The 18,775-nt window shown below is 73.5% G+C and carries 20 protein-coding genes; 14 read left to right on the top strand and 6 right to left on the bottom strand.

Annotated features, from left to right (window positions below; translation table 11 throughout):
- Nucleotides 1–132: 132 nt before the first annotated feature.
- The 4 genes from ACZ4M3_RS23935 to ACZ4M3_RS23920 all read left to right on the top strand — a co-directional run bounded on the left by ACZ4M3_RS23935 (nucleotide 133) and on the right by ACZ4M3_RS23920 (nucleotide 2,985).
- A complete protein-coding gene (locus ACZ4M3_RS23935; RefSeq protein ID WP_136212627.1) occupies nucleotides 133–531 on the top strand; it encodes a cell division protein SepF in 399 nt (132 codons plus the stop codon).
- A 67-nt stretch (nucleotides 532–598) separates the two neighbouring features.
- Nucleotides 599–1,966: an AAA family ATPase gene (locus tag ACZ4M3_RS23930; protein ID WP_467735778.1), complete on the top strand. Its 1,368-nt coding sequence runs from the start codon at nucleotides 599–601 to the stop codon at nucleotides 1,964–1,966.
- A complete protein-coding gene (locus tag ACZ4M3_RS23925; RefSeq protein WP_467735776.1) occupies nucleotides 1,963–2,376 on the top strand; it encodes a nucleotide pyrophosphohydrolase in 414 nt (137 codons plus the stop codon). Before ACZ4M3_RS23930 ends, ACZ4M3_RS23925 begins: the two co-directional genes overlap by 4 nt.
- A gap of 123 nt (nucleotides 2,377–2,499) precedes the next feature.
- Nucleotides 2,500–2,985 carry a DUF6099 family protein gene (locus ACZ4M3_RS23920; protein ID WP_467735774.1) on the top strand — a complete coding sequence of 162 codons (486 nt, stop codon included), beginning with the start codon at nucleotides 2,500–2,502 and terminating at the stop codon, nucleotides 2,983–2,985.
- Nucleotides 2,986–3,032: 47 nt separating this feature from the next.
- Here the strand turns inward: ACZ4M3_RS23920 and ACZ4M3_RS23915 are convergent, their stop codons facing one another.
- Complete coding sequence (locus ACZ4M3_RS23915; RefSeq protein WP_467735772.1) at nucleotides 3,033–3,281, bottom strand: hypothetical protein; 249 nt, start codon at nucleotides 3,279–3,281, stop codon at nucleotides 3,033–3,035.
- A 203-nt stretch (nucleotides 3,282–3,484) separates the two neighbouring features.
- Here ACZ4M3_RS23915 and ACZ4M3_RS23910 point away from each other — a divergent pair, with 203 nt between their 5' ends.
- Together ACZ4M3_RS23910 and mmuM are read left to right on the top strand one after the other, a co-directional pair.
- On the top strand, nucleotides 3,485–4,408 hold the full coding sequence (locus ACZ4M3_RS23910) for an LLM class F420-dependent oxidoreductase (protein WP_467735771.1): 924 nt from the start codon (nucleotides 3,485–3,487) through the stop codon (nucleotides 4,406–4,408).
- 15 nt (nucleotides 4,409–4,423) lie between these two features.
- On the top strand, nucleotides 4,424–5,302 hold the full coding sequence (gene mmuM, locus ACZ4M3_RS23905; RefSeq protein WP_467735769.1) for a homocysteine S-methyltransferase: 879 nt from the start codon (nucleotides 4,424–4,426) through the stop codon (nucleotides 5,300–5,302).
- A 12-nt stretch (nucleotides 5,303–5,314) separates the two neighbouring features.
- Here mmuM and ACZ4M3_RS23900 read toward each other — a convergent pair whose 3' ends face one another.
- Nucleotides 5,315–6,124 carry a serine/threonine-protein kinase gene (locus ACZ4M3_RS23900; RefSeq protein WP_467735767.1) on the bottom strand — a complete coding sequence of 270 codons (810 nt, stop codon included), beginning with the start codon at nucleotides 6,122–6,124 and terminating at the stop codon, nucleotides 5,315–5,317.
- A 241-nt stretch (nucleotides 6,125–6,365) separates the two neighbouring features.
- Between ACZ4M3_RS23900 and ACZ4M3_RS23895 the strand changes: the two genes are divergently transcribed.
- The 5 genes from ACZ4M3_RS23895 (at nucleotide 6,366) to ACZ4M3_RS23875 (ending at nucleotide 12,478) form a co-directional block, all read left to right on the top strand.
- Nucleotides 6,366–6,863, top strand: coding sequence for a hypothetical protein (locus tag ACZ4M3_RS23895; protein WP_467735765.1), 498 nt, complete (start codon nucleotides 6,366–6,368; stop codon nucleotides 6,861–6,863).
- A 66-nt stretch (nucleotides 6,864–6,929) separates the two neighbouring features.
- Complete coding sequence (locus tag ACZ4M3_RS23890; protein ID WP_467735763.1) at nucleotides 6,930–8,156, top strand: arginine deiminase; 1,227 nt, start codon at nucleotides 6,930–6,932, stop codon at nucleotides 8,154–8,156.
- Nucleotides 8,157–8,259: 103 nt separating this feature from the next.
- A complete protein-coding gene (gene argF, locus ACZ4M3_RS23885; protein ID WP_467735761.1) occupies nucleotides 8,260–9,282 on the top strand; it encodes an ornithine carbamoyltransferase in 1,023 nt (340 codons plus the stop codon).
- Nucleotides 9,283–9,396: 114 nt separating this feature from the next.
- A complete protein-coding gene (locus tag ACZ4M3_RS23880) occupies nucleotides 9,397–10,224 on the top strand; it encodes an enoyl-CoA hydratase family protein (protein ID WP_467735759.1) in 828 nt (275 codons plus the stop codon).
- A gap of 4 nt (nucleotides 10,225–10,228) precedes the next feature.
- Nucleotides 10,229–12,478, top strand: coding sequence for a bifunctional salicylyl-CoA 5-hydroxylase/oxidoreductase (locus ACZ4M3_RS23875; RefSeq protein ID WP_467735757.1), 2,250 nt, complete (start codon nucleotides 10,229–10,231; stop codon nucleotides 12,476–12,478).
- Here ACZ4M3_RS23875 and ACZ4M3_RS23870 read toward each other — a convergent pair.
- From ACZ4M3_RS23870 to ACZ4M3_RS23860, 3 genes are read right to left on the bottom strand one after another with little or no spacing between them, the layout of a single operon-like run.
- Nucleotides 12,475–13,338, bottom strand: coding sequence for a GNAT family N-acetyltransferase (locus tag ACZ4M3_RS23870; RefSeq protein WP_467735755.1), 864 nt, complete (start codon nucleotides 13,336–13,338; stop codon nucleotides 12,475–12,477). The genes ACZ4M3_RS23875 and ACZ4M3_RS23870 overlap by 4 nt on opposite strands.
- Nucleotides 13,339–13,389: 51 nt before the next feature.
- The gene (locus ACZ4M3_RS23865) at nucleotides 13,390–14,193 is read right to left on the bottom strand and encodes a PaaX family transcriptional regulator (protein WP_467735753.1); all 804 of its coding nucleotides are present in this window, start codon (nucleotides 14,191–14,193) and stop codon (nucleotides 13,390–13,392) included.
- A gap of 4 nt (nucleotides 14,194–14,197) precedes the next feature.
- Nucleotides 14,198–15,817 (bottom strand): AMP-binding protein, encoded by a 1,620-nt coding sequence (locus tag ACZ4M3_RS23860; protein ID WP_467735751.1) that lies wholly within the window; start codon nucleotides 15,815–15,817, stop codon nucleotides 14,198–14,200.
- A 98-nt stretch (nucleotides 15,818–15,915) separates the two neighbouring features.
- Here ACZ4M3_RS23860 and ACZ4M3_RS23855 point away from each other — a divergent pair, with 98 nt between their 5' ends.
- The 3 genes from ACZ4M3_RS23855 to ACZ4M3_RS23845 all read left to right on the top strand — a co-directional run bounded on the left by ACZ4M3_RS23855 (nucleotide 15,916) and on the right by ACZ4M3_RS23845 (nucleotide 17,871).
- Nucleotides 15,916–17,040, top strand: coding sequence for an acyl-CoA dehydrogenase family protein (locus ACZ4M3_RS23855; protein WP_467735749.1), 1,125 nt, complete (start codon nucleotides 15,916–15,918; stop codon nucleotides 17,038–17,040).
- Nucleotides 17,037–17,435 carry a RidA family protein gene (locus ACZ4M3_RS23850; RefSeq protein ID WP_467735747.1) on the top strand — a complete coding sequence of 133 codons (399 nt, stop codon included), beginning with the start codon at nucleotides 17,037–17,039 and terminating at the stop codon, nucleotides 17,433–17,435. The genes ACZ4M3_RS23855 and ACZ4M3_RS23850 overlap by 4 nt, the downstream gene beginning before the upstream one ends.
- 100 nt (nucleotides 17,436–17,535) lie before the next feature.
- Nucleotides 17,536–17,871, top strand: a complete 336-nt coding sequence (locus tag ACZ4M3_RS23845; RefSeq protein ID WP_467735746.1) for a hypothetical protein — start codon at nucleotides 17,536–17,538, stop codon at nucleotides 17,869–17,871.
- A gap of 26 nt (nucleotides 17,872–17,897) precedes the next feature.
- On the opposite strand, the gene ACZ4M3_RS23840 is transcribed toward ACZ4M3_RS23845, so the two are convergent.
- Nucleotides 17,898–18,758, bottom strand: coding sequence for a helix-turn-helix domain-containing protein (locus ACZ4M3_RS23840; protein ID WP_467735744.1), 861 nt, complete (start codon nucleotides 18,756–18,758; stop codon nucleotides 17,898–17,900).
- Nucleotides 18,759–18,775: the final 17 nt, after the last annotated feature.

Here is an 18,775-nt window from a genome sequence, read left to right as displayed (position 1 = left end):
GGTAGGGCTACGGGCCCCGCGGGCGGTCCGCGGGCCGGCCGGCCCCACGTGCGCCGTGTCGGTGTTGGGCTGAACGGGTGAAACGCGAGAGGATGGCGGGATGCACATGAAGCGCGCGGCCGAGGCGGTCCGGTGAGCAGGTACGACGTCACGGACGAACAGTGGGAGGGACTCGCGCAGGTGGTCCCCCTGCGCAGTCGCAACGAGTGGCCCTCCCGGGTGGACCACCGCACGATCCCCGCGCGGCCCGGGACTTCGGCGGCCGAACAGCAGCGGCGCTTCGTGGTGATCCGGGTCCAGATCTTCGCGGACGCCCGGGAGGTGGCGGAGTACCTGATCGCGCAGATCCCGGTGCTGCTGGACCTGACGGGGGCGGACACCGAAGTGGCGAAGCGGATCCTGGACTTCAGCAGCGGTGTGGTCTTCGGACTGGGCAGCGGGATGCACCGGGTGGACCGCAACGTGTTCCTGCTGGCGCCGGTCGGCACCGAGGTAGAGGGCATCGCGGCCGCGGCCGTCCCCCGATCGTAGGAAGGTCCCGGCGGCGGAACGGTTCGCCGGGGCCGGGCCGGCCGCGGCGGCCCGTACTGTCCGCCGCATGGACGCCACCTTGGACACCGGGCTCGACAGCGGGCCGTACGCGGAACCCGGCGCGGACACCCCTCGGGACGCCGGGCGCGGTGCCGGACCCGGACCCGGACCCGGCCACGGCCTCGGCCTCGGACCGGATGCGGGGCGCGGGGCCGGACCCGGGCCGGACGCGGGACCGGATCCGGGTCCCGGCGCGGGCACCGCGGCGGACACCGCTGCGGACGCCGGGGCCGGCGCGCCGCGAGCGGCCCGCCACCAGCGGCCCGCCGTCACCGAGTTACGCCTCGCGGCCTTCGGCGCGCACCGCTCGGCGGTGTTCCCGCTGGAGCCGGTCACGCTGTTCACCGGGCCCAGCGGCAGCGGCAAGTCCCAGGTCCTGGCCGGCTACGAGGCGCTGTCCCGGCTCGCCTCCGGCGCCACCCTGGCCGAGGCGTTCCCCGACCCCCGCGCCCGGGTGCCCGAGCGCGCCGTGCCCGACGCGGAGCGCCGCCGCGGCTTCCGGCTCGGCTGCACCGTCGACGGACCCCTGGGGCCGGTGCGGCTCGACCTCGCCGTCCAGGCCGAGCCCGCCCTGCGCCTCGTCGGTGAACGGCTCACCCAGAACGGGCAGGTCCTGCTCACCACCGCCCTGCGCGACCCCGGCCGTCGCTCCGTCCAGGCGGCCTGGCTGACCGGCGGAGCCGTCGGCGTGACCCGCGCCCCGCTCCCGGACGACCTGCTCGGCACCGCCCTGCTCCCGCTGCGCGTCGCCGGGGCCACGGCCGGGCAGCGGCGGGTGCTGGCCGCCGCCGAGCAGGTGGTGGTGGCGCTGCGCTCGGTGTTCCCCTGCGACCCCCGCCCGGACCGGATGCGGGCGCCGGTGCGGCCGGGAGCCGGCCGGCTGCGGGGTGACTGCGCGAACCTGGCCGACGTACTTCGCCGGACCCGCCACGAATGCGGCACCCGCCACGCGCTGCTCACCCAGGCCGCCCGTACCGGCTGCGCGGGGCCGGTGGCCGCCCTGGACGTCCGGCCGCGTCCGGACGGCTCCGTCACGGCGCTGCTGGACCGCGGCCCCGCCGGGCCCGCGACGGCGCTCGGCCGCCTCGGCGCGGGTGAGCTCCGATTCCTGGCCCTGGCCCTCGTGCTGCTGACGGGCCCGGGCGTACTGGCCGTCGACCCCGCCGCCGAACTGCTCTCCGCGCGGCAGGCGCTCACCGTGCTCGCCGACGGCTTCGACGTCGGCCTGGACCGGCGCCAGCGCGCCGAACTGCTGCGCCTGGCGCTGCTGTCGTGCGCGCGCGGCCACATCCGGCTGGTCGCGGCGATCGGCGAGGAGACGGCGGGAACCGCCCGCGCCCTCCCGGGCGTCTCGGTGGTAGACCTGGGTCCATGAGCGACACGCACGACGCGCACGGCGCGACAGACGCGCACGACACCGGCGGCGGGAAACCGGAGGAACGGCTCTACCGGCTCCAGCGGCGGCTGGCCGACTTCGCGGCCGCCCGCGACTGGGCCGAGTACCACACACCGAAGAACCTGGCCGTGGCCCTGAGCGTGGAGGCGTCCGAACTCGTAGAGATCTTCCAGTGGCTGACGCCGGAACAGTCGGCCGAGGTCATGGAACGGCCCGAAAGCGCGCACCGGGTGGTCGATGAGGTCGCCGATGTACTGGCGTACCTGCTGCAGTTCTGTGAGGTCCTCGGGGTGGACGTGCTGGACGCGCTGGCCGCGAAGATCGAGCGGAACGAGCTCCGCTTCCCTCCCAAGGGTGGTTCGAGCCCGAATCGTCACTCTTCGGAGTGATGGCATCATCCACAACCATCTTTGTGTCCACAGATTTCCGAATACCCCTGGCTTTACTGGCTCGTTGCCCTCACTCTGGGTAGTGAGGGAACGGCGGCATGTCGTGCGGACGGGGGACGGCATATGGATGCGGTACGGCTCATCGCGGCCGGCCGGCACGCGCTGGCACAGAGCGGGGCTGCGTGGGACATCGTGGGCGAGGCCTGGCAGGCACAGGCGCTGACGCAGGGGATAGGGAGCTGGCTGGCGGTCACCGGGCCGCCGGAGCTGAGAGCGGAGGCACGGGGACTGGGGGAAGCGGGAGGCAGAGGCTGCGGGCTGCTCGACAGAGCGGCCGTGCTCGGCGAGGCCGGCATGCCCGACTATCCGCCGAGAGCCGCGCAACTGACCGAAGTGGGGGACGTCCGGCAGGCGCTGCTCGGCCTCCAGGCGCTGCTCGGGGAGGTCGGTATAGCGCTCGTGGGAGTGGCCTGCGGGACGGACGACGAGACGTTGTACTGGCAGTGCATAGAGTCGATCGACGCGGCTGACGAATCGAGTGACCGGGTACGGGCCCTCCTGCGCCGCATCAGCGTGCGCGAGCGCGGCTCCGCCTCGGGCGTGTCCTGACACGCCGGGCGGCGCCGTACGCTCCGCACCGGACCGGCGCGTACCGATCAGGCGGACCGGTGCGACGGGCCGTCGCTGTCCGGAGCCGGAGCGCTGCTCGGGGGCGTGCGCTCCGTGGAGGACTGGAGGTCGGCGTCGAGCTGCGACAGATCCGCGTTCAGCGCCGCCATCAGTTCTTCCATCTGCTGGAGCAGTCCCTTCGGCGCGCCGCCGTCCTGGGCGGGGCCCTGCTCGGGTGCGGCCGGTCCGGCCTGCGGGTTCTGTCGGCGGGTCTCCGGCACGGCCTCGTGGGACATGGCGGCCTCCTCGGCCCTTGGCCCCTCCGCGGGGGAAGGGGCGGTGGACGCACCGGACGGGGGCCGCCGGCGCGCGGGCCGGGCGGTCCGGCTCCGTCCGAGCCAACGATCACCCTCCGCGCTGGTCACTGGGGCGGCGCGCCGGGGGCCGTCCGGTTGACGCAGATTCACCCGGCAGGGGTCGGCGGGGCAGGATAGGGAGCATGGATCTTCGCATTTTCACCGAACCGCAGCAGGGCGCGAGCTACGAGACCCTCCTCCAGGTCGCCCGGGCCACCGAGGAACTCGGGTTCGACGCGTTCTTCCGTTCCGACCACTACCTGAGCATGGGCTCCGCCGACGGCCTGCCCGGCCCCACCGACGCGTGGATCACCCTCGCCGGACTGGCCCGCGAGACGAAGCGGATCCGGCTGGGCACGCTGATGACCGCGGGCACCTTCCGGCTGCCCGGAGTGCTCGCCATCCAGGTCGCGCAGGTCGACCAGATGTCCGGCGGGCGCGTCGAACTCGGCCTCGGGGCGGGCTGGTTCGAGGAGGAGCACAAGGCGTACGGCATCCCCTTCCCGGCGGACCGGATGGCCCGGCTGGAGGAGCAGCTCGCCATCGTCACCGGCTTGTGGGCCACCGAGCCCGGCGCCGCCTTCGACTACCGGGGCGTCCACTACCAGGTGGAGAACTCCCCGGCGCTGCCCAAGCCCGCGCAGGCCAAGGTGCCCGTCCTCATCGGCGGCCACGGCGCCAAGCGCACCCCCCGCCTCGCCGCCCGGTACGCGGACGAGTTCAACATGCCGTTCGCGTCGATCGCGGACAGCGAGCGGCAGTTCGGCCGGGTCCGGGAAGCCGCCCGGGAAGCCGGCCGCAAGCCCGAGGACCTGGTCTACTCCAACGCCCTCGTGGTGTGCGTCGGCAAGGACGACGCCGAGGTGGCCCGCCGGGCCGCCGCCATCGGCCGCGACGTGGAGGAACTCAAGGCCAACGGCCTGGCCGGGTCCCCGGCCGAGGTCGTGGAGAAGATCGGGGCGTACGGCGCCATCGGCTCCTCCCGCGTCTACCTCCAGCTGCTCGACCTCCACGACCTCGACCACCTGGAGCTGATCTCCTCCCAGGTGCTGTCCCAGCTCGGCTGAGGGAGGCGACAGCCCGTGCCCCGCGCGACCGGCCCGCTCGCCGACGTACTCGCCCGCCGGCCCGTGCTCCTGGACGGCGGTCTGAGCAACCAGCTCGCCGCCCAGGGCTGCGACCTGTCCGGCGGCCTCTGGACGGGCCGGGTGCTCGCCGAGCGGCCGGACCAGGTGGAGGCGGCCCACACCGCGTACGTGCGGGCCGGCGCCGAGGTGCTGATCACCGCGAGCTACCAGATCGGGTGCCGGACACCGCAGGCCGGCGCACTGCTGAGCCGCAGCGTCGTCCTCGCCGACCGCGCGGCCCGGGCGGCCGGCCACGAGGTCTGGGTGGCCGCCTCGGTCGGCCCGTACGGGGCGGTGCTCGCCGACGGCTCCGAGTACCGGGGCCGCTACGGGCTCGGCGTCGCGGAGCTGGCCGCCTTCCACCGCCCCCGGATCGAGGCGCTGGTTCGGGCGGGGCCCGACGTGCTGGCCCTGGAGACGATCCCGGACACCACCGAGGCCGAGGCCCTGCTCGGCGTGCTCGCCGGGACGGGCGTGCCCGCCTGGCTGAGCTACACGGTGGCCGGCGACCGTACCCGGGCCGGCCAGCCCCTCGCCGAGGCCTTCGCCCTGGCGGCGCGGACCCCGGAGGTCATCGCCCTCGGCGTCAACTGCTGCGACCCCCAGGACGTGGGGCCCGCCCTCGAAGCGGCCGCATCCGTCACCCGCAAGCCGCTGCTGGCCTACCCGAACGACGGCTCGGTCTGGGACGCGGCCACCGGCCGGTGGCACCCCCCGCCCGCCCCGCCCCCCTGGCCCGTCCCCGCCTGGCGCACCACCGGCGCCCGCCTCCTCGGCGGCTGCTGCCGCATCGGCCCCCCTGCCATCACAGCCCTCGGGGCCCGCCTGTCCTGAGGGTGCCGCGCTTCAAGTGGCTGCCCGCCACGCGTCGATGAGCGAGCGGACGGACGGGAACCGGCGCCCCGGCGGGGCGGCGGTCGCTCGTCGGACCACCGCCAATTGTTCCGGTGTTCCGCGCCACTCCCTCTCCTCGTCGCCCGCGTCCAAGAGGAGACGGAGCGCCCGGCCCAGGGCGAACACGGTTGTCCGGGAGTCGATCAGCGACCCGCGGGCGAACTGCTCCGGAGCCATGTAGCGCGTCGACCCGGGCAGCCGGTCCGCCTCCAGGACGAACGGGCCCGGCCGGTACTCGTCCAGGTCGCACAGCACCATCCGGTGCCGGTCGAAGTCGTACAGCAGGCATCCGTCGTAGAAGTCGACCGCGATGAACCCGGCGTCGTCCACGGCCCCGTTTGCCGCGAGGACGGATTCCAGCGCGGCGTGCACAAGTGGGAGCGGCTGGGCCCTGAACCGGGCCATGGGACTGCCGGGAACGGCCCGGCCTCCACGCTGCGAGCGGGTCGGGTGGTAGAGCACCTCGCCGCTCATCCATGGACGGACGAGTACGAGGCCGTCGTCCGTGGTGAAGGAGTGCACCAGGGGGACGATGGCGGCGTGCGACACCTGGCCGTGAAGCGACACCGCGCGGCGCAGGGACGCGACCCCTTCCGGACTCGCGGCGCTCTTCACGAACCAACGCTTCCCCGAAGCCAGCAGACCGTAGGAGACGCAGCCGGAATCCTGCTCGTCGAACCGTCTGAACACGGTGCCCAATCCGTCGAGGGCGGCTTCGAGGTCCGTGACATGCGTGACGTTCTGAAACGGGTGCGTCGTCATTGCGTACATGATGTCAACCTCTCGGCCACGACGCGGCGCTCCTGCGCGCAACCGCAGCGAGCGGATGCACCCGGGCCGCCGCCCGTCACGCGGAGCGTAAAGGCGCCGCCTCCGGGCGGGCGGTAATTAGGTCGTATGGGGGAACTTTCGCCGAGAACTCCGGGAAACCCACCGGCGGGATCGTTCATCCAGGGCAGCGGAATGTCCGCGACCCTGGAAGGACGGAACGTCACCTATGAAGATGACCGCGCGCGGAAGCATTGCGGCGCTCATGACCTGTATGGCCGCGGCCGGCGCGGCCACCCCGGCCGTGGCCGACTCGGTTCCGGTGGGTGTCCCGCTGGACGCCGTGAAGACCACGCTGGGCGTGGACACTCCGCGCGTGGCGACCGGGGTGCCGGTACCGATGGTCGGCGCGCCGGAGGCGCCGCGCTTCCACACCGGCGACCTGCTCCCGACCCCGCTCCTGCCGGTCGTCCCGATCAGCACGGACCTCGGCCGTACCCTCGTCACCTCCCCGGTGCCGAACCTGGCGGGCCGCCCCGAGACGGACGGCGAGGGTTCGCTGGACGCCAAGGAGACCACGCTGCACGCCCGCACCCCCGGCGCGATCGTCGGCGCCCCGCTGTCGATGCCCGACGGCAGCAACTTCGGGATCCCCAACGTCGTCACCCCCAAGCTGGGGCTGATCGCGCCGGAGCTCATCGGCACCCCGACGGCGCTTCTCGGCCTGCGCTGAGCGGTCCGCGGACAGGGCCCGGCGACCCCGGGTCAAAACGCCGTCCGGTCTGGGAACGTGTACGGCATGGGATTCCATGTCGACTCCGAGACCGGGCGGCTGCGCCGCGTCATCCTCCACCGGCCCGACCTGGAGCTGAAGCGGCTCACTCCAAGCAACAAGGACGCCCTCCTCTTCGACGACGTGCTGTGGGTGCGCCGCGCCCGCCAGGAGCACGACGGCTTCGCCGACGTACTGCGCGACCGGGGCGTCGAGGTCCACCTCTTCGGCGACCTGCTGCGCGAGGCCCTGGAGATCCCGGAGGCGAGACATCTCGTCCTGGACCGGGTCTTCCACGAGAAGGAGTACGGCCCCCTCGCCACCGACCACCTGCGGCAGGTCTTCGACGGCCTGACCTCCGACCGGCTGGCGGAGGCGCTGGTCGGCGGCATGACCAAGCGCGAGTTCCTGGAGCGGCACGCCGAACCGGTCTCCGTCCGCTTCCACGCGCTGGAGCTGGACGACTTCCTCCTCCAGCCGCTGCCCAACCACCTGTTCACCCGGGACACCTCCGCCTGGATCTACGACGGCGTCTCCATCAACGCCATGCGCTGGCCCGCCCGGCAGCGCGAGACCGTCCACTTCGAGGCGATCTACAAGCACCACCCGGTGTTCACGTCGTCCGGCGCCTTCCACTACTGGTCGCAGGGGCTGGCCGACTACCCGTCCACCATCGAGGGCGGTGACCTGCTGGTCATCGGCAACGGCGCCGTGCTGATCGGGATGAGCGAACGGACCACCCCGCAGGCGGTGGAGATGCTGGCGCGCGGGCTGTTCGCCGCCGGGTCCGCGACGAGCATCGTGGCGCTGGACATGCCCAAGCGGCGGGCCTTCATGCACCTGGACACGGTGATGACGATGGTGGACGCAGATACGTTCACCCAGTACGCGGGCCTGGGCATGCTGCGCTCCTACACGATCGAGCCGGGCGCCGGCGCGAGCGAGCTGAAGGTGACCGACCACCCGCCGGAGCACATGCACCGGGCCATCGCCTCGGCCCTCGGGCTCGGCGGCATCAGGGTGCTCACCGCCACCCAGGACGTGCACTCGGCGGAGCGCGAGCAGTGGGACGACGGCTGCAACGTGCTGGCGGTCGAGCCGGGCGTGGTCGTCGCGTACGAGCGTAACGTCACGACCAACACCCATCTGCGCAAGGAGGGCATCGAGGTGATCGAGATCCCCGGCAGCGAACTGGGGCGGGGGCGGGGCGGCCCGCGGTGCATGAGCTGCCCGGTGGAGCGGGACGCCGTCTGACCCACGGGCGGAGGCCATGGGGCGATAGGGGGGTCTGTATATCAATACGGATGGTCGTATAGACTTCCGGCATCCCCTGTCAGCGTCATCTTGGAGCGTCCCCATGGCCACCGACCTCGTCGGCCGCAGTTTCCTCAAGGAGCTCGACTTCACCGCCGACGAGTTCCGCGGCCTGATCGAGCTCGCCGCCGCCCTCAAGGCCGCCAAGAAGTCCGGCGCCGAGCAGCAGTACCTGCTGGGCCGGAACATCGCGCTGATCTTCGAGAAGACCTCCACGCGCACCCGCTGCGCCTTCGAGGTCGCCGCCGCCGACCAGGGCGCCCGCACCACCTACCTCGACCCGTCCGGCTCCCAGATGGGCCACAAGGAGTCGGTCCGCGACACCGCCCGCGTCCTCGGCCGGATGTTCGACGGGATCGAGTACCGCGGCGACAGCCAGGCCGCCGTCGAGGAACTGGCCGCGTACGCGGACGTCCCCGTCTTCAACGGCCTCACCGACGACTGGCACCCCACCCAGATGCTGGCCGACCTGCTCACCATGACCGAGCACTGTGACCGGCCGCTGGAGCGGATCGCCTTCGCCTACCTCGGCGACGCCCGCTTCAACATGGGCAACTCCTACCTGGTGACCGGCGCCCTGCTCGGCATGGACGTCCGGATCGTCGCACCCGAGGCCTACTGGCCGGCCGCGTCCGTGGTCTCGGCGGCCCGCGCCCTCGCCGAGCACAGCGGCGCCCGGATCACCCTGACCGAGGAGATCGCCGAAGGCGTCGCCCAGGCCGACTTCGTCATCACCGACATCTGGGTCTCCATGGGCGAGCCCAAGGAGGTCTGGGACGAGCGGATCCGGCTGCTGTCCCCGTACGCGGTGACCATGGACGTGCTGCGCGCGACCGGCAACCCGGACGTGAAGTTCATGCACTGCCTGCCCGCCTTCCACGACCTCGGCACGCAGGTGGCCCGCGACATCCACGCCCGGTACGGCCTGGAGTCCCTGGAGGTGACGGACGAGGTGTTCGAATCGGCGCACTCCGTCGTCTTCGACGAGGCCGAGAACCGGCTGCACACCATCAAGGCCGTCCTCGTGGCGACCCTCGCGGCGCCCGGCACGCAGCTGCCCGCATAGTCATACGCGGATCCACCGAAGGGGCCGGTCCGGCAGGACCGGCCCCTTTCTCGTGACCTCAGATGCATCGCGTTTCTGTGACGGCAGTCACGAGTCGGTGATACCGTCGAATCCGTGAGCCCCTTCATCGGTTCCACCCCAGCGACCGAACGGTGGCGCCACCTCCGGGTGACCCGGCAGGACGGCGTGGCCACCGTCACCCTCGACCGGCCCGAGAAGCTGAACGCGCTCACCTTCGGCGCCTACGCCGACCTGCGCGATCTGCTCGCCGAACTCTCCCGCGAACGTTCCGTACGCGCCCTCGTGCTGGGCGGCGAGGGGCGCGGCTTCTGCTCCGGCGGAGACGTGGACGAGATCATCGGCGCCACCCTGGCCATGGACACCGCCCAGCTCCTCGACTTCAACCGGATGACCGGCCAGGTGGTCCGCGCCGTCCGCGAATGCCCCTTCCCCGTCCTCGCCGCCGTCCACGGAGTGGCCGCCGGAGCCGGGGCCGTCCTCGCGCTCGCCGCCGACTTCCGCATCGCCGACCCCACCGCCCGTTTCGCCTTCCTCTTCACCCGGGTCGGCCTCTCCGGCGGTGACATGGGCGCCGCCTACCTGCTGCCCCGGGTCGTCGGCCTCGGGCACGCCACCCGGCTGCTGATGCTCGGAGAGCCCGTACGCGCGCCCGAGGCCGAGCGGATCGGCCTGCTCAGCGAGGTCACCGAGGAGGGCAAGGCCCACACCAGGGCCGCCGAGCTGGCCGCGCAGCTGGCCGCCGGACCCGCCCTCGCCTACGCGCAGACCAAGGCGCTGCTCACCGCCGAGCTGGACATGCCGCTGGCCGCATCCGTCGAGCTCGACGCCAGCACGCAGGCGCTGCTGATGCACGGCCAGGACTACGCCGAGTTCCACGCCGCCTTCACCGGGAAGCGGCCGCCGGAGTGGAAGGGGAGGTAGCCCCATGTCCGCGGACGCCATGCGGTTCGCCGTCGTCGGCGGCGGACCGGGCGGGCTGTACGCCGCCGCACTGCTGGCCCGCCAGGGCCACCGCGTCGACGTCTGGGAGCGCAACGCGCCGGACGACACCTTCGGCTTCGGCGTGGTCCTCTCCGACGAGACGCTCGGCGGGATCGAGCAGGCCGACTCCGCGGTGTACGCGGCCCTGAGCGCGGAGTTCGTCCGCTGGGACGACGTGGACGTCGTGCACCGCGGCCGGTTGCTGACCTCCGGCGGCCACGGTTTCGCGGCCCTCGGACGGCGCCGGCTGCTGGAGATCCTGCACGAGCGCTGCGCCGGGCTGGGCGTCCGGCTCCGCTTCCGCGCCGAGGCCCCGGACGCCTTCGCCCTGGCCGGCTCCCACGACCTGGTGGTCGCGGCGGACGGGGTGCACAGCGCGACCCGCGAGGCCGGCGCCGACCGGTTCGCGCCGACCGTGACCGGCGGGCGCTGCCGGTACGTCTGGCTCGCCGCCGACTTCGCCTTCGACGCCTTCCGCTTCGAGATCGCGGAGACCGAGCACGGCGTGATGCAGCTGCACGCCTACCCGTACGCGGCGGACGCCTCCACCGTCATCGTCGAGATGCGCGAGGAGGTGTGGCGGGCGGCCGGGTTCGACCTGTGCGACGAGACCGAATCGGCGGCCCGCTGCGCCAAGATCTTCAGCGAGGCCCTGCGCGGGCGGCCGCTGCACGGCAACCGCTCGGCCTGGACGCGGTTCCGTACCGTCGTCAACGAGCGCTGGTCGCACGGCAACGTGGTCCTGCTCGGCGACGCGGCCCACACCGCGCACTTCTCCATCGGGTCCGGCACCAAACTGGCCGTGGAGGACGCCCTCGCCCTCGCCGAGGCGGTCCGCACCGCGCCGGACGTACCGGCCGCGCTCGCCGCGTACGAGGCCGCGCGGCGGCCGGCCGTCGCCAGCACCCAGCGGGCCGCGGCCGCCAGCATGCGCTGGTTCGAGGAGATCGCCGGGTACGTGGACCAGCCCGCCCGGCAGTTCGCCTTCAACCTGCTCACGCGCAGCCGCCGGGTCACCCACGACAACCTGCGCCTGCGCGACGAACGGTTCACCCGGGCCGTGGAACGCGACTTCGGCTGCCCCGACGAGCAGACCCCGCCGATGTTCACCCCCCTCACCTTGCGGGGGCTGACCCTGCGCAACCGGGTCGTGGTGTCACCAATGGACATGTACTCGGCCCGCGAGGGCCTGCCCGGCGACTTCCACCTGGTGCACCTCGGAGCCCGGGCCCTCGGCGGTGCGGGCCTGGTGCTGACCGAGATGGTGTGCGTCAGCGCCGAAGGCCGGATCACCCCGGGCTGCGCGGGCCTGTACACGGCGGAACAGGCGGCCGCCTGGAAGCGGATCACCGACTTCGTGCACACCTGCGCGCCCGGAGCCGCGATCGGCGTGCAGCTCGGCCACTCGGGCCGCAAGGGCTCGACCAAGGTGATGTGGGAGGGCATGGACGACCCGCTCCCCGAGGGGAACTGGCCGGTGGTGGCCGCGTCCGCCCTGCCGTACCGGCCGGGCGTCTCCGCCGTCCCGCGCGCCCTCACCACCGCGGAACTCGCCGCGATCCGGGCGGAATTCGTCCGGGCCGCGGGCCGGGCCGCCGCCTGCGGCTTCGACCTGCTCGAACTGCACTGCGCGCACGGCTACCTGCTGTCCGGCTTCCTCTCCCCGCTCACCAACAAGCGCACCGACGCCTACGGCGGCTCCCTGGAGAACCGGCTCCGCTTCCCGCTGGAGGTCTTCGACGCGGTCCGCGAGGTCTGGCCCGAGGACCGCCCCATGACCGTGCGGCTCTCGGCCACCGACTGGGCACCCGGCGGCACCACCCCCGAGGACGCCGAACGCATCGCCGCCGCCTTCGCCGCCCACGGCGCGGACGCCATCGACGTGTCCACGGGCCAGGTGGTGGCGGAGGAGACCCCGGAGTACGGGCGCTCCTACCAGACCCCGTACGCCGACCGGATCCGCAACGCCCTGGGCGTCCCGGTGATCGCCGTCGGGGCGATCTCCTCCTGGGACGACGTGAACTCCCTGCTGCTGGCGGGTCGCGCCGACCTCTGCGCGGTGGGCCGCCCACACCTCTACGACCCGCACTGGACCCTGCACGCCGCCGCCGACCAGTCCTACACCGGCCCGGCCGCGCCCTGGCCGGCCCCCTACCGGGCGGGCAGCCGCAAGCCGCCGACCGGGCGCGGCTAGGGCCTGTTCCCAGCGCTGCCCCAGCCGGCCGCCAGTACGACGCGGTCCTCCACCGGGACGTACCCCAGGCGCTGGTACACGCCGTTGCTGGTGGGGTTGGCCAGGTCCGCGAAGAGCAGCACGTCCGCGGCGCCCGCCGCGTACGCCGCCCCGCTCACCGCGTGCGTGACCCCGGCGGCGTACCCCCGGCCGCGCCGCTCCGGCGGCGTGTAGACGGGCCCGACGCGGGAGACCGAGCCGATCGGGCGGAAGAAGCCCGCCATCGACACGGGCACACCGGCCTGCTCCCACAGCAGCATCCCGCCGTACGAGATCCGGTGGCGCAGAACCGCTTCGGAGGCGCTGCCGGGCTCTCCGGACTCGCGCTTGAACGCGTCGACCCACCCGACCAGCAGCGCCACGTCCGCCTCGGTGGCGACCCTGGACCGGCCCGCCGGCACTGGGTCCGGGGCGATCAGGCCGGCCAGCCGGTACAGCCGGCTCCGCTCCGCGATCCGGGACGGCTCGGCCCACGCTGCGGCCAGCGCCGCCGCGTCCGGGCCGCGGACGTTGCAGCGGTCGGCCCCCGCCAGCAGCGGCTCGGTGGCCATCGCGGTACCCAGCGCCGCCACCGCCCCGGCCGGCACCGTGCCCAGCAGGACCGGGTGCGGCGGGGTACACAGCAGGCCCCCGGCCACGGCCCCGTCGGCGCCGGTCCACCAGCCGAAGAACGGGGTGCCGGACCCGTAGGCCGTCGGGCCGCGCCGCTCCAGCGCGTCCATGACCGTCAGCAGGGAGGTGTTCGGCACGGGCCGCGCGGCGACGGCCGGACCCGCGGCGGCCGTGAAGGCGGCGAAGTCGGAGCTGAAGGTCCAGGTCATGCCGGCCGATCCTGCCCGCCGCATGCCGCGCCCGCACTTCCTTTTCGGGTGCTACGGCTGCACGAACTCGGCCCCGGCGGCCCGCAGCCGGGCGTGCAGTTCGGCGAAGACGGCCGCCGCGCGGTCGCCCGGCCAGTCCGCGGGCAGCAGCTCGCGCGGCAGCCCCGGATCGGCGTAGGGGAGCCGGCGCCAGCTGTCCAGGGCCGGCAGGTAGCCGCGGTAGGCCTGCTCCGGGGTGGGGTCCGGACCGCGCTGCAGGGCCCGCAGCTCCGGCTCGTGCTGGTCGAGGAACTCCTCGTGCTGCTTGGCCAGCGCCGTCAGGTCCCACCAGCGGGCCACCGCCTCGGCCGTCGGCGCGAAACCGAGATGGGCGCCGCGGAACAGCTCCACGTACGGGGTCAGGTGCAGCCGCTCCATGGTGCGGCCGGTCTCCTGGTACAAGTGCGCCGGGGCGATCCAGACGCCCGGCGCCACCGCGCCGAAGCCCAGCCGGGCCAGCCGGGAACGCAGCAGGTGCCGCTTGTGCCGTTCCTGCTCCGGGACGGAGAAGACGGCGAGCAGCCACTCCTGCGACAGCCGGGGAGGGGACCCGTAGATCCGCCGGTCGCCGTCCTCCAGCAGCTGCCGGGCCTCCTCGGACAGCTCGTACCCGGCCGACCCGTCGGCCGCCCGCGCGGGCAGCAGGAAGCCGCGCCGCTTCAGCCGGGACACCGACGAGCGGACGGAGGGTGCGTCCACGCCGACCGCGCCCAGCAGGCGGATCAGCGCGGACACCGGGACCGGGCCCTCGAAGGCCCGCCCGTAGGCACCGTAGAACGTGACGATCAGGGATCGCGGGGTGTGCTGCTCGGCCACGGGTTCACTCTAGATCGCGCAGCCGGAAGCGTTGCAGTTTGCCCGTCGGCGTCCGCGGGAGCGCCGGGACGAAGACGAAGGAGCGCGGGCACTTGTGCGGTGCCAGCTCGGCCCGCATGAAGGCCCGCAGCGCCTCCTCCGTCAGTGTGGCCCCCTCTCGCGGGACCGCGTACGCCACCACGACCTGGCCCCGCCGGTCGTCCGGGCGCCCGACCACCGCGGCCTCCGCCACGTCCGGGTGGCGCAGCAGGGTCTCCTCGACCTCCGGGCCCGAGATGTTGTACCCCGAGGAGATGATCATGTCGTCGGCGCGGGCGACGTACCGGAAGTAGCCGTCCGGGTCGCGCACGTACGTGTCCCCGGTCAGGTTCCAGCCCTCCCGTACGTACTCCGCCTGCCGCGGATCGGCCAGGTAGCGGCAGCCCACCGGCCCCCGGACGGCCAGCAGCCCCGGCTCCCCGTCCGGCACCGGCCGACCCGCCGGATCCACGACGCGGGCCTGCCAGCCCGGCACCGCCCGGCCCGTGGTCCCCGGCCGGATGTCCTCGTCGGCGGCCGAGATGAAGATGTGCAGCAGTTCGGTGGCCCCGATGCCGTTGATGATGCGCAGCCCGGTGCGCTCGTACCAGGCCTGCCAGGTGGCGGCCGGCAGGTTCTCGCCCGCCGAGACGCAGCGGCGCAGCGCGCCGAGGTCGTAGGCACCGGCGTCGTAGGGGCCGAGGGTGTCCAGCATCGCCCGGTAGGCGGTGGGCGCGGTGAACAGGACCGTCACCCGGTGTTCGGCGAGCGCGGGCAGCAGCTGCCGCGGCGCCGCCTGCTCCAGCAGCAGCGAGGACGCCCCGGCGCGCAGCGGGAAGACCACCAGACCGCCGAGCCCGAAGGTGAAGCCGAGCGGTGGACTGCCCGCGAACACGTCGTCGGGTCGGGGGCGCAGCACGTGGCGCGAGAAGGTGTCGGCCACGGCGAGCAGGTCGCGGTGGAAGTGCAGGCAGCCCTTGGGGCGGCCGGTGGTGCCGGAGGTGAAGGCGATCAGGGCCACGTCGTCGGCGGAGGTCGGGGCGGCGGGGAACGGTCCCGCGTGCCCCGCGGCGAGGTGCAGGAGGTCGTCGGGGGCCGTCCCGCCGTACGGGGTGATCCGCAGCCCCGGCACCTCGGCCTTGACCAGGTCGTCCAGCACGTCCACGTGGCACAGGGCGTGCCGCACCTCGGCCATCGCACACACCGTGGCCAGCTCCTGGGCGCGCTGCTGGGCCAGTACGGTGACCGCCACCGCCCCCGCCTTCAGCACCGCGAGCCAGCAGGCGGCCAGCCACGGGCTGGTCGGGCCGCGCAGCAGCACCCGGTTTCCGGGGACGACGCCGAGCTCGGCGGTGAGGACGTGGGCGAGCCGGTCGACGCGCTCGCGCAGCTCCCCGTACGACCACACCTCCCCGTCGCCGCCCCGGAAGGCGGGGCGGTGCGGCCCGAACCGGTCGATGGTGGCGTCCAGCAGCTCGGCCCCGCAGTTCAGCCGGTCCGGATAGGCCAGCTCGGGCAGGTCGAACAGGAGCCGCGGCCAGGCTCCGCCGGGCGGCAGGCGGTCGCGGGTAAAGGTGTCGACGTGCGCGGAAGGCTTGAGCTCCAAGGCTGGTTCGCCCCCTCGGGACGGTCGCGGGTCGCGCGACGAGCGTATCGTGACGGTGACGGCAGTCAACAGGACGCGATAGATGCGGGGTTGTTTGCATGACCGGATTCGCGCTCGGGACGGACGAAGAGGAATGGTGCGGGCGGCTGCGCGCCCTGTCGGCGCAACGGCTGCGGCCGCTGGCCGAGAAGGGCGGGCCGGGCCGGGTCAACCGGCCGCTGCTGGCCGCGCTCGGGGAAGAGGGCCTGCTGGAGCGGGTGTTCGTGGCGGGCGCGCTGGAGCTGTGCCTGCTGCGGGAGTCGCTGGCGTACGGCTGCACGGAGGCCGAGACGGCGCTGGCCCTCCAGGGGCTGGGCGCGCACCCGGTGCTGCGGGCCGGGAGCCCGGCGCAGCGGGAGCGGTGGCTGCCGGGGGTCCGGGCGGGCCGGCTGGTGGCCGCGTTCGCCCTCAGCGAGCCCGGCGCCGGTTCGGACGCGGCGGCGCTGGCCCTGGCGGCGGAGCGCGACGGCGGGGGCTGGCGGCTCACGGGGGAGAAGCGGTGGATCTCCAACGCCCCGGAGGCGGATTTCTACACCGTGTTCGCCCGTACGGGTGAGGGCCCCGGGGCCAAGGGCATCACCGCCTTCCTCGTCCCGGCCGACCGGCCGGGCCTGACGGGCGAGGCGCTGGACATGCTCTCCCCGCACCCCATCGGCTCGCTCTCCTTCGACGGGGTGCCGGTGGGCCCCGAGGACGTGCTCGGCGATCCGGGCCGCGGGTTCCGCGTCGCGATGGACACCCTCAACCTGTTCCGGCCCAGCGTCGGAGCCTTCGCCGTGGGCATGGCCCGGGCCGCACTGGACGCGACGCTGGCCCACACGGCCGTCCGCGGCGCCTTCGGCGGGGTCCTGGCGGACCTCCAGGCGGTGGCGCACCGGGTGGCGGAGATGGCGACGCGGACCGAGGCCGCCCGGCTGCTGGTCTACGCGGCCGCCGGGGCCTACGACAGCGGATCCCCCGAGGTGCCGCGGCGGGCGGCCATGGCGAAGCTCCTGGCGACGGAGACGGCCCAGTACGTGGTGGACCAGGCGGTCCAGCTGCACGGCGCGATCGCCCTCCAGCGGGGCCACCTGCTGGAACACCTGTACCGGGAGGTCCGCGCCCCGCGCATCTACGAGGGGGCCAGCGAGGTCCAGCGCACGATCATCGCCAAGGAGCTCTACCGGGAGGCGGCGGCCCGATGAGCCTGGAACGCGTCAACCCGGCGGACCTCGCCCCACCGGCCGGCTTCTCGCACGCCGTCGCGGCGACCGGCTCCCGGCTGGTCTTCCTGGCCGGCCAGACCGCGCTGGACGGCTCCGGCAAGGTGGTGGGGGGCAGCCTGCCGGAACAGTTCGAGCGCGCGCTGTCCAACCTGCTCACGGCGCTCGCGGCGGCGGGCGGGACCCCCGAGCGGCTGGCCCGCGTGACGGTGTATCCGGTGGACGTGGAGTCGTACCGCCGGCACGCCCCGGAACTCGGCCGGATCTGGCGGGCCCTGGCGGGCCGCGACTATCCGGCGATGGCGGTGATCGGCGCCGTCCGGCTGTGGGACGAACAGGCCCTGGTCGAACTCGACGGCATCGCCGTCCTGGACTGACTCCGACCCCGCGGGCGCCTTTGACAGCGGCAGGGAGAGGAGAGAGGGTTGAAGTGCCCTTTTTGCACAGAACATCCTCGATACTCGGAGGTGCATCGATATGCGCCGTGGGATCATCGCTGCGGTCGTGGCAGCGGCCGCCGGAATCACGCTCGGCCTGATGCCGGTGAGCGGCGCGTCCGCCGCGACCCTCCCGCAACACCACCAGCACGGCTCCGACCAGTGGCGGGGGGACGACGGGCGCGACGGGTGCGGGAACGACCACCACGACAACGGCAGCTGGAACAACGGCAACCGCAACCACGACTCCCAGGGCCACTGGAACAACGGCGGCTGGAAGAACGCCGGCTGGCACGACGACGGCGGCAACAACGGCGGCTGGGACGACAACGGGTCCGGCCGCAGCCACCACGGCGGTGACGGCGGGCGCTGGTGAAGCCCGGGCAGGGCCCGTTGACCGCGTCAACGGGCCCTGCCGTACGTCCTGATCATGTTGTCGACGAACTGGCGCGTGGCATCGGGATTGAGCGCCTGCGCCTGGAGGTGGTCGTACATGACCTGGTACGGGTGCCGGTCGGCGTGCTTCTCCAGGTACAGGTCGCTGGTGAAGCGTTCCAGGTAGACGACTCCCGCGTCCGATTCGGGATACGTGAGGATGGAGAACTGCCCTAAGACCCCGGGGTGGGCCCCGGCGCTGTGGGGAAGGACCTGCACGGTGATGTGGGGCTCCGCGCCGAGGGAGTTCAGGTGTTCCAGCTGGGCGCGCATGACCTCGCGGTTGCCGACGGTCCGGTGCAGCACGGACTCGTCCAGGATGGTCCATAAGCGGAACGACCGGGCCGGGTGGTGCACGCGGTGCTGGCGCCGCAGCCGCACGTCGAGGCTGATGGCGGCCTGCTCGGCCGTGGGGCACGGGACCGTCTCGGCGATGACCGCGGCCGCGTAGCGGGGAGTCTGCAGGAGACCGGGGATCACCAGGGGTTCGTAGGAGTGGATGGACGAGGCCTCCGTCTCCAGCCCGATGTAGACCCCGTACGGAACGTCGCCGCAGGAAACCCACCAGCCCTGGCGGCCCGACTCCCGCGCCATGCGCATCAACGAGTCGACGAACGGCTGGTCCGTGATGCCGTAGATCCGGCACAGGTCGCGTACGTCACGGGGGTTGATCGGGCGGCGTCCGGTCTCGATGAGGCTGATCTTGGGCTGGGACACCATCAGGTGTTTCGCCGCCTGGAGGGACGTCATGCCCGTGGCCTTGCGCAGCTGGCGAAGCTCCGCGCCCAGCCGGCGCCTTCTGACCGTGGGATTTCCGTTGGCCGCCATGGGCGGTGTACCTCCAG

Source organism: Streptomyces sp. NPDC026522 (assembly GCF_055567555.1).
Note: the sequence above shows the minus strand (reverse complement) of the source record. Positions and strands in the feature narration are given on the sequence as shown.